This is a genomic window from Subtercola boreus (assembly GCF_003399645.1).
Lineage (GTDB): Bacteria > Actinomycetota > Actinomycetes > Actinomycetales > Microbacteriaceae > Subtercola > Subtercola boreus_A.
Genome location: NZ_NBXD01000026.1, coordinates 39,155 through 52,621, shown reverse-complemented (window position 1 = coordinate 52,621; position 13,467 = coordinate 39,155). Strand labels below are relative to the sequence as shown.

Below are 13,467 nucleotides of genomic sequence, written 5' to 3'. Positions count from 1 at the left end.
CCGCGCTCGGCCCTGCGGCACTCTGCTCGGCGGCCGGTGGCCCGCATCGACCTGTCGGTGCGGGCCACCGCGCCGAATACCGCCTGCCCGTTGTGCTCGTGCATACCCCTGTTCCGTTCGGTCGGGGAGAGGCACAATGACTAAGGCACAGTCGCACCAGGGAGCATGATGACGTCATCGTCGACACAGGCAGGGGAGCCGGATGCCCGGCGGAGCCTCCACGCGGTGTTGAGCGGCGACGACAGTGCCCGGGCCGCTGTGACAGCGGGGTACACCGGGGCGCACGACGTTCTCGACGCGGTGTGGTGGGTCGAGCATCCGCTCTCGGTGTCGCCGACCGGGCGGGCCGACCCGGCCGGTGAGCTCGCAGCCCTGAAGACGGCGGCCTTCTCGCGCAACGGTTCTGCCGCCGACGCGGCAGCACTCGCAGACGCCGAGAGCCGGTTGCACAGCGACGCCGAGGCGCTCGAGCGGGCGATTCAGGATGCCCGGCCGGTGCTCGATGCGGCGAGGGCACGCCTGCAGCGGGTCGACGCCGTCGCGCGCACCGGGCCGGTGGGCGACCCGCGAGCCGGCGCGCTCGCCACTCCCGCCCCCGCCACCCCCGGAGCCGGCGCCGGCCGCCGACCGAACTCCCGCGGCCCCGCCGTGCCCGCCGACCACGCCGCCCCCACCACCCGCGACTCCACCCCCACCACCCCCGACTCCACCCCCGACCGCTCAGCGAACGCGACCGCCCAGGCCTGGCGCCGCAGATCCCAGCTCTGGATGTTCACCTCCCTCGCCGCAGGCCTCCTCCTGCTCGCCGGGGTGGGCCTCGTCGTCGTGCAGCAGCTGAACCCGCAGATCGACCTTCTCCGCGCCGGCTCGGCCACCGGCGCTGACGGTACCGGTGGTGCGGCGAGCCCGACGCCCACATCATCCGACACCGGGTCCGACCCCTCGGGGCTCACCATCTTCGAGAACCCGGAGCTCGCTCCCGCCATCCCGCCGCAGAACATCGATCCCTACTACAAGCCCGAATCGCTGCGCCTGCTCGGCGTCGCCGACTCCGACCTGACCGTCTACGCGGTCGAGAACCGCATCGACCAGCCGTGTCTCCTCGCCGTATACCAAGACGGAACCCAGAGCGCCACCTGCGTCACGAAGCAGGAGTTCGCCTCCATGGGCATCGAGCTGCGCATAACGAGCCTGCGGGTGACGCGGCCCGGCGATCCGGCGCCCTACCGCTCGATCGCGCAGGACGTGGTCTTCTGGAACCCCGACGGCAGCTACGGGGTGAGTTCCAGCCCTTCGACGTCACCCCGGGTTCCGTAGACTGAACCGGTGCCAGTGAACCCAGATCTCCAGGGGCGCGTCTTCGACAAGACGCCCTCCTATCTCGTCGGGCGGGAGAAGATCCGCGAGTTCGCCCGCGCCGTGTTCTCCCAGAACCCGCTGAACTTCGACCTCGAGGCGGCCAGGGCGGCGGGCTACCCCGACCTCGTCGCTCCGCCCACCTTCGGCGTGGTCATCCAGGAGCGCGCCCTCGAGCAGCTCCTCGCCGCACCGGATGCCGGCATCGACTTCTCGCGCGTCGTGCACGGCGACCAGCGGTTCAGCTTCAGCCGCCCCATCGTGGCCGGCGACGAGCTGAGCGCGACCCTGACCGTGGCGAGCGTCAAGCAGCTCGGCGGGCATTCCATGGTCACGAGCGAGTCGGTGATCGTGGATGCGACGGGAGCCCACGTGGTGACCGCCATCTCGACCCTCGTGGTGCGGGGTGACGAATGAGCATCGACTTCGGCACTCTCGCCGTCGGCGACGTCGTCGCCCGGCGCTCCTTCACCCTCAGTCGTGACACGCTCGTGCGCTACGCCGGGGCTTCGGGCGACTTCAATCCCATCCACTACCGCGATGACGTCGCCGTATCGGTCGGGCTCGAGTCGGTGCTGGCGCACGGGATGCTCACCATGGGCTTCGCGGTGCAGCCGGTGTTCGACTGGATCGGCGACCCCGCGCTCGTCGACGACTACCAGGTGCGCTTCACCCGCCCGGTCTTCGTGCACCCGGAGCCCGGAGCAGAGGTCGAGGTGAGCGCGAAGGTCGGCCAGCTCGATGTCGACGCGGGAACAGCCCGCATCGACCTGACCGTGACGGCGGCCGGCCAGACGGTTCTCGGCAAGGCGCAGGTGCGCGTGCGCAGCGCGGCGGCAGCGGCGGCGTGATCGAGCTCCAGAACGCGGTACCACTCGCGCCGCTGACCACGCTGCGGCTCGGCGGGCCCGCGATGCGCTTCGTGACGGTGACGGATGCCCGGCAACTCGCCGAAGCGTGCCTGTCGGTCTGGGCCGACGATGCACCGTGGATGGCGCTCGGCGGCGGTTCGAACGTCGTGGTCTCCGACGACGGGTTCGAGGGAACAGTCATCCACATCGATTCCCGGGGCATCGACCAGCTCGAGCCCGGTCCGGGTGATGCGCCGGGCACGGTTCGGGTGCGCGCTCAGGCCGGGGAACCGTGGGACGCACTCGTCGAGTACGCCGTGGCGAACGGTCTCAGCGGCATCGAGGCCCTGTCGGGCATCCCGGGTTCCTGCGGCGCGTCGCCGGTGCAGAACATCGGGGCCTACGGGCAGGAGATCGCGTCTGTGCTGGTCGGGGTCGAGTTTCTCGACTCCGAGACCGGTGAGCTGCAGTGGTTGACGGCCGCGGAACTCGACTTCGGGTACCGAACCTCCGCGCTCAAGCGGGGACGCGACGGGGTCGTGGTGTCTATCGACCTCCGCCTGGTGCGGGCCGGAACCGACCAGAGGGCCCTCGGGCAGCCGATTGAGTACAGCCAGCTCGCCGACGCTCTCCGTGTGGAGCTCGGAGACCGGGTCGCGCTCGCCGCGGTGCGGGAGGCGGTGCTGCGGGTGCGGGGGTCGAAGGGCATGGTGCTGAATGACGCCGACCCCGACTCGGTCAGCGCCGGGTCGTTCTTCACGAACCCGATCGTGGGGGAATCGTTCGCGCGAACGCTTCCCAGCGATGCCCCGCGCTGGGTGACCGAAGAGCCCGCGACCCCGGATGCTCCCGAAACCTACTCGGTGAAGCTCAGTGCGGCGTGGTTGATCGAGCACGCCGGCCTCGGCCGCGGGTTCTCTCTGCCCGGCTCCCACGCCGCCATCTCGGGCAAGCACACCCTCGCGCTGGTCAACCGCGGGGGAGCGACGGCCTCGCAGGTCGCCGAACTCGCCCGCTTCATCCAGTGGCGGGTGATGTCGGAATTCGGGGTGAACCTCGCCCCAGAACCCGTCTTCGTGGGGTTCGGGTCGGACGAGGACTGAGCGCAGACCGCCTCAGCTGTCTTTGCGGATCCACCGGAACGTCAGCCGGCAGATCACGAGTCCGGCGACCAGCCAGATGAGCAGCGCCACGGCGACCGAGCCGAGGTTCCACACCCCGCCCGGCTCGACCGCAGCGAACGACTCCGGCAGGAAGACCGCGCGCATGCCCTGCCCGATCCACTTGAGCGGAAACAGCCCGGCAACGTTCTGCAGCCAGTCCGGCAGCAGCGAGAACTGCAGGTAGACGCCCGAGATGAACTGCAGGATGAGCACGGGGGGAATGATGACCGCGGTTGCGCTCTTCCCGCTGCGGGGGAGGCGGGAGATCGCGATCCCGAGCACCGCCGAGGTCGCAATGCCCAGCACGTACACCCAGGCGAACGTCATCCAGCTGGCGCCGTCGGCCGGCAGGGTCACGCCGAATGCGAAGCGGGCGACGAGCAGCAGCAGCCCGATCTGCAGCACCGAGGTCACGAAGACCTGCCCCATCTTGCCGAAGAAGTACGACAGCACGGGCAGGGGCGTTCCGCCGAGCCGCTTCAGGGTGCCATCGCTTCGTTCGGTGGCGATGTCGACGCCGAGGTTCTGCACCCCCGAGAGCAGGATGCCCGCGGCGATCATTCCCGGCAGGTAGGCCGCCGCCTGGCTGATGCCCCCGCTGCCGTCGGGGTCGGCCCCCACGTTGCCCATGCCCTGGAAAGCGACGGAGAAGATCGTGAGCATGATGACGGGAAACAGGAAGGTGAAGAACAGCGTGTCGGTCTGGCGGAAGTAGACCCGGGTCTCGTACGCCACCCTGCTCGCCCCGAGGCGCAGGGTGTGCCCGAGGCCGTAGTCCGGCGTCGTGATGCCCGCTTTCGTGGTGCTGAGGCCGGTCATGCGAGCACCTCCTCCTGCTGCTTCTTCTCATAGGCGCCGACCAGGTCGAGGTAGATGTCTTCGAGACTGGGCCGTACGACCTCGAGCCCCGCCGGTTCGCCGAGTCGGTCGAACAGCTCGGCGACCGTCCGCCCGGGGTCGAGCGTGCGCTGCTCGCGCACACTGCCGTTCTCGCTCCACCGCACGATAGGCACCCTCGCCTCGGTCGAACCCAGGGTGCCGACCGGCCCGATGGCGACGAGCTGGCCTCCGGCCACCACCGCCGCCCGGTCGCTCAGCTGCGCGGCTTCGTCGAGATAGTGGGTGGTGAGGAGGATGGTCGTGCCCTCCTTCTTGAGGTCGCGGATCAGCCCCCAGAACTGCCGCCTCGCCTCCGGATCGAACCCGGTGGTGGGTTCGTCGAGGAAGAGCAACTCGGGTCGGCCGATGACGCCCAGCGCGACATCCACTCGCCGGCGCTGGCCGCCCGAGAGATTCTTGATGCGAACATTCGCCTTCTGTTCGAGCCCGACGGCAGTGATGGTCTCGTCGACCGACCGGGGGTTCGGGTACAGCCTGGCGAACTGGGTGAGCTGTTCGCGAACCGTCACGTTGCCGCTCTCGCCCGAGGACTGCAGTACGATGCCGAGCCGCGCCTTCCACGACAGCCCACCGTGCTGCGGATCGACCCCCAGCACCCGCGCCTCGCCGCCGGAGCGGTCGCGGTACCCCTCGAGAATCTCGATCGTCGTGCTCTTGCCGGCGCCGTTCGGACCGAGCAGCGCGAAGGTCTCGCCGTGCTCGATCTCGAACGTGACGCCCTTCAACGCGGTGAACGCGCCGTAGGTCTTCGTGAGATCGGAGACGCTCACGGCGGGTTCGGCTGTCGTCATGTACCCATGGTGGCCCCCGCGGCTAGTGAGGGCAACAGACGTGGCCCTCCGACCGCCTCCCCGTCGGAGGATGGCGGGTGATATTGCGTGAGATTCAGGCGCCACAGCCCTACACTGACCGGAACCATAAGAATCGTCAGTAAATCCATCCGATGGGCAGCGAGGTGAACGGAAATGCTTTCAGTCAGTGTCGAGCAGATCACGTATCGGGTCAACTACGCCAATGCTGCACTCGCACTCGCACACGGTGACCCGGGTGACGATGCCCATCAGGACCTGGTGCAGGCCGTGGCCGCCGAGGAGGTCACCGCCGAGGAGGCCATCGCGCTGACCTGCGAGCGGTCCGGCCTCTCCATCGGCACTGAGGCGGCGCCTCCCATCACCTGCTGGGAGGACTATCTCATTCCCGGTTCGACCGCGCTTCGCAGCAGGCTTGTCGACGACTCTCATCCGTCGGGCATCGAAGACCCGGTCCTGTTCCGGGCTGTCGAGCAGCAGATCTCGCGGTTCCGTCTTGTCGAGCTGGCCGCGCACCCGATCGAGGGGCCCATGGACTATGGCCTCTTCGGGGCGGTGCACCGGCATCTCTTCCAGGACATCTATTGGTGGGCGGGCGAACAACGCGTCGGCCCCGACACCCCGATGGTGCGCTTCGCTCGGGATGCCGTCGACTTCGACCCCGGGGACCCTGCCGCTCCCGCGGTGAAGTACCAGTACTTCGCTGGACCCGACATCTCAGAGGCGGTGTCGGTGCAGTTCGCCTTGCTGCTCGATCTGGCCACACGTACGGATATGCCGCGCGCGGAGATGATCAGCCGGATGGGTGAGCACGGCGGGGAGCTCAACACCATCCATGCCTTCCGTGACGGCCACAGCCGCACTCTCTTCGTCTACGCCATGAAGTTCTTCACGGTCGTCGGCTACCCGACCGATCCGGCGAACTTCCTCAATGGCAACCCGCTGCGCGATCGAATCGTGCACGCCCGGTACCAGAACCAGGCGACGAGCCTGCTCGACGGTTATGAGGGCGCCCTCGACGATGCTCTGAGCGGCGGCGAGCCCGAAGGCGCACGGGTGCGGCGATGATGGATGCGCGGGTGCGGTACTGCATCGACTCCGCCGATGCGGCGATGGCTTTCGTCAATATCGGTTCGGGCGACCGTCGTCATCGCCTTCTGGTCGATCGGGTGGCTGCCGAGGAGCTGCCCGCGGGCCAGGCTGTCGAGCAGACAGCACGGCACTTCGGGCTGACCATTGACAGATCGAACCGCCCGCCGGTGCGGAGCTTCGACGACTATCTCCTGCCGGGCAGCTTCGCACTGCGCAGCAGGCTCGTCGATCCCGCACACCCCGACGGCATCGATGACTCCGGTCTGCTGAACACCGTCGAGCACGAAATCTCCCGGCTGCGGTTGGTGGAACTCGCCCTCCGACCGGTCTCGGGCGACTACGGCTACGAACACGCCCGTGTGATCCACGGCCGTATCTTCGGCGACGTGTGGCACTGGGCGGGCTCAGAGCGGGTCGGGCCCGGCACAGCGATGACTCGCTTCGCCCCCGACACGGTCGGCTTTGCGCCGGGAGATGCGAGCGCCCCGATGATCTCCTACCGGTACTTCGCCGGGCCGGAGATCGCCGAGGCGGCCTCTGTGCAATTCGCCCAGCTGAGCCATCTGTCGACCCGCACCGACCTCGGTCGACGACGGGTGCTCGACCTGATCTCCGAATACGGCGGCGAGCTCAATGCGATCCACCCTTTTCGCGACGGCAACATGCGTACGCTGTGGGCCTACGCGGCCCAACTCGAGGCGCACATGGGCTACCCGATCGACGTCGCGGGCTTCTTGAAGACCACCGCGGCGCATCACCTGGCGATGCACTCGGCTTATCACTTCCAAGCGACCAACGACAATGGCGTGATGTTCCGGCTGATGGACTCAGGCCTGGGCGAATAGCCGCTGCAGGCGTGAGACGCCCTCAGCGAGTGCTTGGTCGCCGAGGGCGTACGACATACGGATGTATCCGCTCGGCCCGAACGCCTCGCCCGGGATGACAGCGACCTCAGCCTGCTCGAGGATGAGGTCGGCCAGCTCGAGCGAGGTGGTCGGCGTCACCCCGCCCCAGGTGCGGTTCAACAGCCCGGTCACGTCGGGGTAGACGTAGAAGGCGCCCTCCGGCGTGGGGGTGTGGAGGCCCGAGATCTCGTTGAGCCCGCTGACGATTGCTTTGCGACGACGGTCGAACGAGTCCCGCATCATCGCCACGGCCTCCTGCGGCCCGGTCAGCGCGGCGATGGCGGCACGCTGCGAGACGTTCGAGACGTTCGAGGAGAGGTGCGACTGCAGGTTCGCGGCGGCCTTGATGGCGTCGGCGGGGCCGACCATCCAGCCGACCCGCCATCCGGTCATCGCATAGGTCTTCGCCACACCGTTCACGAGGATGGTGCGGTCGGCGAGCGCGGGCACGGCCTCGACGATCGACTGCGCCACGACACCGTCGTAGGTGAGGTTCTGGTAGATCTCGTCGCTGATGACCCAGATGCCGTGCTCTTCGGCCCACTCGCCGATCTCGCGGATCTGCTCGGGGGAGTACACCGCTCCCGTGGGGTTCGAGGGGGAGACGAAGAGCAGCACCTTCGTGCGCGGCGTTCGCGCCGCCTCGAGCTGGTCGACGGTCACGAGATAGCCCTGGTCGCTGCCCGCGAAGACCTTGACCGTGACGCCGCCGGCCAGGGCGATCGCCTCGGGGTACGTCGTCCAGTACGGCGTCGGCACGATGACCTCGTCACCCGGGTCGAGCAGGGTGGCGAACGACTGGTAGACCGCCTGCTTGCCGCCGTTGGTCACGATGACCTGGGCCGGCGACACCTCGAGGCCGCTGTCGCGGAGCGTCTTCGCCGCGATGGCCTCTCGCAGGTCGGGCAGCCCGACAGCGGGGGTGTAGCGGTGGTTCTTCGGGTCGCGCGCCGCCTGCACGGCCGCCTCGACGATGTGTTCGGGTGTCGCGAAGTCGGGCTCGCCCGCTGCAAAGCTGATCACCGGCCGCCCGACCGCCTGCAGTGCTTTGGCCTTGGCGTCGACCTTGAGGGTCGCCGACTCTGCGATGGAGGAGATGCGGTGCGAGATGCGGGTGCGTTCGGTCACGGCATCCAGCCTACCGAGCACGGCCCGCGGTCACAGGATGACCGGCTCAGCTCACTGGATCTTCGAACCCTCGTCGAGTCGGTGCCAGGTGCGGTTGTGGTACACCAGCGGATGCGCCTGCGAGGCGTCGGCCTCGGCGGCGCCGGGATCGGGTGCGTGGGTCTGCAGCGCCTGCACGGCGACGACCGTCGAGCCGCCCGCCTCCATTCTGTTCACGATCCGGCCGCGAATCCACGCGTGCGCCGCCGGAAAGTACGGCTCGCCCGTGGGCAGCCTCGCCCAGATGCTGGTGTCGGCGAACCGGTCGATGCCGCTCGTCGCCCCGAGCTTGGCGATGTCGAGCTGGTCGGCACCGAGCAGGTGCACCACCACGGTGTCGGCCCGGCGGATGGTCGGCGAGCTCGACGACAGCTCCGAGATCGAGAACACGAGCAGTGGCGGCGCAACGCTCACCGAGAACACGGAGGTCGCGGTCAGGGCCACCGGGCCGTCGCCTGCGTCGGCAGTGATCACGGCGACCCCGGCGGGGTGGTTGCGGAACGCTGCCTTGAAGTCGTCTGGCGTCACAACGGGCGAACTCGGATGCTGCACCACCGTGTGCTCGTTCACAACGGTGTGTGCTTCGGCGCTCTCGGCGCTGGTGGTTCCCTCTGGGCCTGCCTTTTTCTGCGGATCACTCACGACGACTCCCGGCTCGACTCAATGACGACTGTCGTCTTCCAGCGTACGTCGCAGCTGTTTCGACGGTGTTACCGGCGGTCACAGAACGTCTCGGGTCAGACGACCAGCACGATCTTGCCGATGTGCGTCGAGCCCTCCATGAGGCGATGCGCGTCGGCGGCGCGGGCCAGCGGGAAGCGCTCCGAGACCACCGGTCTGACCGAAGCGTCGGCGACCAGCGGCCACACGTTCTCCCGCACACTGTCGACGATCGCCGCCTTCGCCGCCGCAGACCGGCCCCGAAGGCTCGTCGCGTGGATGGCGCCCCGCTTCATCATCAGCGGCCCGAAGTCGAGCGTGCCCGGCTCCTGGCTCAGGTTGCCGATGTTCACGATGTGCCCATCCGTCGCCAGCGCCTGCACATTGCGTGCCAGGTACGAACCGCCGATCGAGTCGAGGATGACGTGGGCCGCCACTGCCTCATCCTTCAGACGTTCGACGAAATCCTCGGTGCGGTAGTTGATCAGGATGCTCGCCCCGAGCGCCTCGCAGGCCGACAGTTTCTCGGCGGAACCCGCCGTGACGGCCACGCGTGCCCCGCGCGCCCGGGCCAGCTGGATCGCCATGGTGCCGATTCCGCTGGACCCGCCGTGCACGAGGAGTGTCTCGCCCGCCCGCAGGTCGCCGAGCAGGAAGACGTTCGACCACACCGTCGCGGCGACCTCGATGAGGGCGGCACCGTCGATGAGATCGATGTTCGGCGGCAGAACGATGACCTGGCCGGCGGGAACGCTCACGCGCTCGGCGTAGCCGCCGCCCGAGAGGAGCGCGGCGACCCGGTCGCCGACCTTCAGGGTCGTGACACCGTCGCCGACCTGAAGCACGAGGCCCGACACCTCGAGCCCCGGCCAGGCTGGTGCTCCCGGGGGAGGGGGATAGTGGCCTTCGCGCTGGCTGATGTCTGCGCGGTTGACGCCCGCGGCCACCACCCCCACGACCACCTCGCCGGGACCCGCCTGTGGTTCGTCGACCTCGGCGAGCTGCAGAACGTCGGCGTCACCGGGTGTCTGGATGATCACGGCTTTCATGCTGTCCAACCTAGACCCGCTCTTTGCGGTCACTCCTGATCTGACCTACACTGGTCTGTGGTAGTTGAACTCTGCCATCATTTTTCATGCCCATTTCTCCCTTGCCGGTGACCTGCCAGCATGAAAATGTAGGCTGGAGTTCGCTCATAGGGTGGTGGCTCAATTGGTAGAGCAGCGGTCTCCAAAACCGCAGGTTGCAGGTTCGAGTCCTGTCCGCCCTGCAAATCGGAGTGAGCGTCTGCTTGCTTCGATCGCTTGTGAAAGGTACTGACGGTGGCACGAAAGATAGTCGACGAACCGAGTGAGGCTGTCGTCGAGCGCGCCAAGAGCGACAGGGCTGCCAAGCGCAACCCGTTCTCCCGTCTGGTGCTGTTCATCAGGCAGGTCATCGCAGAACTGAAGAAGGTCGTCACCCCGACCCGTAAAGAACTGATCAGCTACACGCTGGTCGTGCTGGTCTTCGTCGTCATCATGATGGCGCTGGTCTCCGGTCTCGACTTCGTGTTCAGCTGGGCGGCCGTCTTCGTGTTCGGCGATCCGGGAACCAGCCCACTCGGCCTGTAACAGCATCGTCCATCGGGGCTGAGCCCCGTTCACCGATTCGCTGAGGCGAATTCCTGCCTTCATCCGAAAAGAAACGGAACGTATTCCAGTGTCACAGTCAAACCGCGACGATCTCGACCTTGGGGCTGCCGAAGAGCAGTCGAGCGAGGTCGAAGAGGCTCAGGAGGGCGACAACATCGAGATCGAGTCGCCCGGCGACCTCGATGCCCTGTTGCGCGCCATCGACGGCGGTACGAACGACGAGCACTTCATCGAAGCCGGGCTTGACGCTGACGGCGGTGACGGCGACGTCGTCGAAGTGAACGACCTCGAGGCCGACGCCGAAGTGAATGAGGCGCTCGCCTCCGACGACGCCGACGACGCCGAGGCCGCCCTCGAGGCGATCGAAGACGAAGAAGAGGTCGACGGGGCCGAGACCGACGCCGAAGACGACGACTTCGTCTCCGACTCCGTGGTCAGCGCCGACAGTGCCGGTGACGTCGAGCTGCAGGAAGAGCTCGATGCTGAGGTCGCACCCGAAGACCCGTACGAGGCCTTTCGCACCGAGCTGCGTTTCATGCCCGGCAAGTGGTACGTCATCCACTCCTACGCCGGTTTCGAGAAGCGTGTGAAGCAGAACATCGAGAGCCGTAAGAGCTCGATGGGCATGGAGGACTACGTCTACCAGGTCGAGGTTCCGATGGAAGACGTCGTCGAGATCAAGAACGGCCAGCGCAAGCTCGTCACCCGTGTGCGTATCCCCGGCTACGTGCTGGTTCGCATGGATCTGAACGAAGACAGCTGGTCTGTCGTGCGGCACACACCCGGTGTCACCGGCTTCGTGGGCAACTCGCACAACCCGACCCCGCTGCGCTTCGAAGAGGCGTTCAACATGCTGAAGAGCCTCGTCGAGATCATCGAAGCGCCGGCTGCGAAGACCGGCGGAGCCAAGGGCGGCAAGGCCGTCTCACGCTCCATCCCGGCCGAGATCGACTTCGAGATCGGTGAGACCATCACGATCAAGGAGGGCTCGTTCGCGGGCCTGCCCGGGTCGATCAGCGAGATCAAGCCCGAGAGCGGCAAGCTCACGGTCCTCGTCTCGCTCTTCGAGCGCGAGACGCCGGTCGAGCTGTCGTTCGATCAGGTCACGAAGCTGTAGCACCCCCCCACAAACCACCGATCCCGGGAGAAGCCCGGCTTCGGGAGCGTCATCCGTTCCGGGATGGCACGAGAGAGAAGAGAAAACATGGCACCGAAGAAGAAGGTCACAGGTCTGATCAAGCTTCAGATCAAGGCCGGCGCCGCCAACCCCGCACCGCCCATCGGGCCGGCGCTGGGTCAGCACGGCGTGAACATCATGGAATTCTGCAAGGCGTACAACGCGGCGACAGAAGACCAGCGCGGCAACGTCATCCCGGTGGAGATCACCGTGTACGAAGATCGTTCGTTCACCTTCATCCTGAAGACCCCGCCCGCAGCAGAGCTCATCAAGAAGGCTGCCGGCGTCGCGAAGGGTTCCGGAACCCCGCACACCGTCAAGGTCGCGAAGCTCACCCGCGAGCAGGTTCGCGAGATCGCCCAGATCAAACTGGCCGACCTCAACGCCAACGATCTCGACGCAGCGTCGTTGATCATCGCAGGAACCGCCCGCTCCATGGGCATCACGGTCGAGGCGTAGGAGGCTCTCATGGCACAGAAATCAAAGGCATACAGGGCAGCCGCGGCGAAGGTCGAAGACGGCAGGTTCTACACGGCGGCTGAGGCTGTCGTTCTCGCGAAGGAGACCGGCTCCGTCAAGTTCGACAGCACGGTCGAGGTCGCCCTCAAGCTCGGCGTCGACCCCCGCAAGGCAGACCAGATGGTGCGCGGCACCGTCATCCTGCCCCACGGCACGGGCAAGACCGCCCGCGTCATCGTGTTCGCAACGGGCCCCGCGGCCGACGCAGCCATCGCTGCCGGCGCCGACGAGGTCGGTGGCGACGAGCTGATCGAGAAGGTGGCCGGCGGCTACACCTCGTTCGACTCCGCCGTCTCGACCCCGGAGCTCATGGGCAAGGTCGGTCGTCTCGGTAAGGTACTCGGCCCGCGCGGCCTCATGCCCAACCCGAAGACGGGCACCGTCACCCCCGACGTGGCGAAGGCTGTCACCGAGATCAAGGGTGGAAAGATCGAGTTCCGCGTCGACAAGCACTCCAACGTGCACTTCGTGGCCGGCAAGGCGAGCTTCTCGCCCGATCAGCTGCGTGAGAACGTCGCTGCAGCGCTCGACGAGATCGTTCGCCAGAAGCCGTCCTCCTCGAAGGGCCGCTACATCACCAAGGGCACCGTTTCGACGACCTTCGGTCCTGGCATCCCGGTCGACGTCAACGCGCTGGCCTAGGCGCTGGGTCCACACGAGAGGGTCCGCTTCGGCGGGCCCTCTCGTCGTTTAAGGTGGGGGGATGCCCGTTTCCTACCGACGCGCCGGTTCTGACGATGCCGCCCGCCTCGCCCTCATCGCCGCCGCCACCTTCGTGCTCGCCTGCCCGCCGCACACCACGGCCGGCGGCATCCAATCGCACCTCGAGAAGACCCTCACCCGCGAGCGCTTCGACGAGTACCTTGCAGACGGCGACAGGATGCTGTTCCTCGCCGAATCGGAGGGCCTCCCGATCGGCTACACCATGGTCATCCTGGGGCCCCCGGCCGACCCCGATGTGCAGGCGGTGCTGTCGATTCATCCGACGGCCGAGCTGAGCAAGTGCTACGTCGTGCCGGGCTTCCACGGGCAGGGCGTTGCGGCGGAGCTCATGCGACTGTCGGTCGAGGCGGCCGGCGAGGGTGGAGCATCCGGAGTCTGGCTCGGGGTGAACAACCTGAACGTTCGCGCCAACCGTTTCTACGAGAAGAGCGGCTTCACGGTCGTCGGTACGAAGACGTTCTACGTCGGAACGGAGCGCGAAGACGACTTCGTGCGGGAGCGCGCGCTCTAG

The 13,467-nt window shown here is 67.4% G+C and carries 16 protein-coding genes and 1 tRNA gene; 12 read left to right on the top strand and 5 right to left on the bottom strand.

Features of this window, described 5'->3' with window-relative positions:
• Nucleotides 1-168: 168 nt before the first annotated feature.
• Genes B7R24_RS13710 through B7R24_RS13695 form a run of 4 tightly spaced genes read left to right on the top strand, consistent with a single transcriptional unit; the run spans nucleotide 169 to nucleotide 3,310 of the window.
• Entirely contained in the window at nucleotides 169-1,317 is a 1,149-nt protein-coding gene (locus tag B7R24_RS13710) for a hypothetical protein (RefSeq protein ID WP_147304967.1), read from the top strand.
• 9 nt (nucleotides 1,318-1,326) lie between these two features.
• Nucleotides 1,327-1,773, top strand: coding sequence for a MaoC family dehydratase N-terminal domain-containing protein (locus tag B7R24_RS13705; protein WP_116419536.1), 447 nt, complete (start codon nucleotides 1,327-1,329; stop codon nucleotides 1,771-1,773).
• Entirely contained in the window at nucleotides 1,770-2,207 is a 438-nt protein-coding gene (locus B7R24_RS13700) for a MaoC family dehydratase (RefSeq protein ID WP_116419535.1), read from the top strand. The genes B7R24_RS13705 and B7R24_RS13700 overlap by 4 nt, the downstream gene beginning before the upstream one ends.
• Nucleotides 2,204-3,310 (top strand): UDP-N-acetylmuramate dehydrogenase, encoded by a 1,107-nt coding sequence (locus B7R24_RS13695; protein WP_253259466.1) that lies wholly within the window; start codon nucleotides 2,204-2,206, stop codon nucleotides 3,308-3,310. Before B7R24_RS13700 ends, B7R24_RS13695 begins: the two co-directional genes overlap by 4 nt.
• A gap of 12 nt (nucleotides 3,311-3,322) precedes the next feature.
• Here the strand turns inward: B7R24_RS13695 and B7R24_RS13690 are convergent, their stop codons facing one another.
• Together B7R24_RS13690 and B7R24_RS13685 are read right to left on the bottom strand one after the other, a co-directional pair.
• Nucleotides 3,323-4,189, bottom strand: coding sequence for an ABC transporter permease (locus tag B7R24_RS13690; protein WP_116419534.1), 867 nt, complete (start codon nucleotides 4,187-4,189; stop codon nucleotides 3,323-3,325).
• Complete coding sequence (locus tag B7R24_RS13685; protein ID WP_116419533.1) at nucleotides 4,186-5,061, bottom strand: ABC transporter ATP-binding protein; 876 nt, start codon at nucleotides 5,059-5,061, stop codon at nucleotides 4,186-4,188. The genes B7R24_RS13690 and B7R24_RS13685 overlap by 4 nt, the downstream gene beginning before the upstream one ends.
• A 174-nt stretch (nucleotides 5,062-5,235) precedes the next feature.
• Between B7R24_RS13685 and B7R24_RS13680 the strand changes: the two genes are divergently transcribed.
• Together B7R24_RS13680 and B7R24_RS13675 are read left to right on the top strand one after the other, a co-directional pair.
• Nucleotides 5,236-6,147, top strand: a complete 912-nt coding sequence (locus B7R24_RS13680; RefSeq protein ID WP_116419532.1) for a Fic family protein — start codon at nucleotides 5,236-5,238, stop codon at nucleotides 6,145-6,147.
• Entirely contained in the window at nucleotides 6,144-7,016 is an 873-nt protein-coding gene (locus B7R24_RS13675; protein ID WP_116419531.1) for a Fic/DOC family protein, read from the top strand. The genes B7R24_RS13680 and B7R24_RS13675 overlap by 4 nt, the downstream gene beginning before the upstream one ends.
• On the opposite strand, the gene B7R24_RS13670 is transcribed toward B7R24_RS13675, so the two are convergent.
• From B7R24_RS13670 to B7R24_RS13660, 3 genes are all read right to left on the bottom strand, one after another.
• Complete coding sequence (locus B7R24_RS13670; protein WP_116419530.1) at nucleotides 6,999-8,204, bottom strand: pyridoxal phosphate-dependent aminotransferase; 1,206 nt, start codon at nucleotides 8,202-8,204, stop codon at nucleotides 6,999-7,001. The genes B7R24_RS13675 and B7R24_RS13670 overlap by 18 nt on opposite strands.
• A gap of 51 nt (nucleotides 8,205-8,255) precedes the next feature.
• Entirely contained in the window at nucleotides 8,256-8,813 is a 558-nt protein-coding gene (locus tag B7R24_RS13665; RefSeq protein WP_216363705.1) for a flavin reductase family protein, read from the bottom strand.
• A gap of 167 nt (nucleotides 8,814-8,980) precedes the next feature.
• The gene (locus B7R24_RS13660; protein WP_116419529.1) at nucleotides 8,981-9,952 is read right to left on the bottom strand and encodes an NAD(P)H-quinone oxidoreductase; all 972 of its coding nucleotides are present in this window, start codon (nucleotides 9,950-9,952) and stop codon (nucleotides 8,981-8,983) included.
• Nucleotides 9,953-10,100: 148 nt separating this feature from the next.
• On the opposite strand from B7R24_RS13660, the gene B7R24_RS13655 reads away from it, so the two are divergent.
• From B7R24_RS13655 to B7R24_RS13630, 6 genes are all read left to right on the top strand, one after another.
• A tRNA-Trp gene (locus tag B7R24_RS13655) sits at nucleotides 10,101-10,173 on the top strand.
• Nucleotides 10,174-10,225: 52 nt separating this feature from the next.
• A complete protein-coding gene (secE, locus tag B7R24_RS13650) occupies nucleotides 10,226-10,516 on the top strand; it encodes a preprotein translocase subunit SecE (RefSeq protein ID WP_116419528.1) in 291 nt (96 codons plus the stop codon).
• Between the two features lie 88 nt (nucleotides 10,517-10,604).
• Nucleotides 10,605-11,654 (top strand): transcription termination/antitermination protein NusG, encoded by a 1,050-nt coding sequence (nusG, locus tag B7R24_RS13645; RefSeq protein WP_116419527.1) that lies wholly within the window; start codon nucleotides 10,605-10,607, stop codon nucleotides 11,652-11,654.
• Nucleotides 11,655-11,741: 87 nt separating this feature from the next.
• Nucleotides 11,742-12,173, top strand: a complete 432-nt coding sequence (rplK, locus tag B7R24_RS13640; RefSeq protein WP_116419526.1) for a 50S ribosomal protein L11 — start codon at nucleotides 11,742-11,744, stop codon at nucleotides 12,171-12,173.
• Between the two features lie 9 nt (nucleotides 12,174-12,182).
• Nucleotides 12,183-12,875, top strand: a complete 693-nt coding sequence (gene rplA, locus B7R24_RS13635; RefSeq protein WP_116419525.1) for a 50S ribosomal protein L1 — start codon at nucleotides 12,183-12,185, stop codon at nucleotides 12,873-12,875.
• Nucleotides 12,876-12,936: 61 nt separating this feature from the next.
• Nucleotides 12,937-13,467: a GNAT family N-acetyltransferase gene (locus tag B7R24_RS13630; protein ID WP_116419524.1), complete on the top strand. Its 531-nt coding sequence runs from the start codon at nucleotides 12,937-12,939 to the stop codon at nucleotides 13,465-13,467.

What these genes read in the sequence shown, in the direction of transcription:
- B7R24_RS13710 (WP_147304967.1), top strand. Translation starts at nt 169, where the DNA reads ATGACGTCATCGTCGACACAGGCAGGGGAGCCGGATGCCCGGCGGAGC.
- B7R24_RS13700 (WP_116419535.1), top strand. Translation starts at nt 1,770, where the DNA reads ATGAGCATCGACTTCGGCACTCTCGCCGTCGGCGACGTCGTCGCCCGG.
- B7R24_RS13690 (WP_116419534.1), bottom strand. Translation starts at nt 4,189, where the DNA reads ATGACCGGCCTCAGCACCACGAAAGCGGGCATCACGACGCCGGACTAC.
- B7R24_RS13685 (WP_116419533.1), bottom strand. Translation starts at nt 5,061, where the DNA reads ATGACGACAGCCGAACCCGCCGTGAGCGTCTCCGATCTCACGAAGACC.
- B7R24_RS13680 (WP_116419532.1), top strand. Translation starts at nt 5,236, where the DNA reads ATGCTTTCAGTCAGTGTCGAGCAGATCACGTATCGGGTCAACTACGCC.
- B7R24_RS13675 (WP_116419531.1), top strand. Translation starts at nt 6,144, where the DNA reads ATGATGGATGCGCGGGTGCGGTACTGCATCGACTCCGCCGATGCGGCG.
- B7R24_RS13660 (WP_116419529.1), bottom strand. Translation starts at nt 9,952, where the DNA reads ATGAAAGCCGTGATCATCCAGACACCCGGTGACGCCGACGTTCTGCAG.
- rplK (WP_116419526.1), top strand. Translation starts at nt 11,742, where the DNA reads ATGGCACCGAAGAAGAAGGTCACAGGTCTGATCAAGCTTCAGATCAAG.
- rplA (WP_116419525.1), top strand. Translation starts at nt 12,183, where the DNA reads ATGGCACAGAAATCAAAGGCATACAGGGCAGCCGCGGCGAAGGTCGAA.
- B7R24_RS13630 (WP_116419524.1), top strand. Translation starts at nt 12,937, where the DNA reads ATGCCCGTTTCCTACCGACGCGCCGGTTCTGACGATGCCGCCCGCCTC.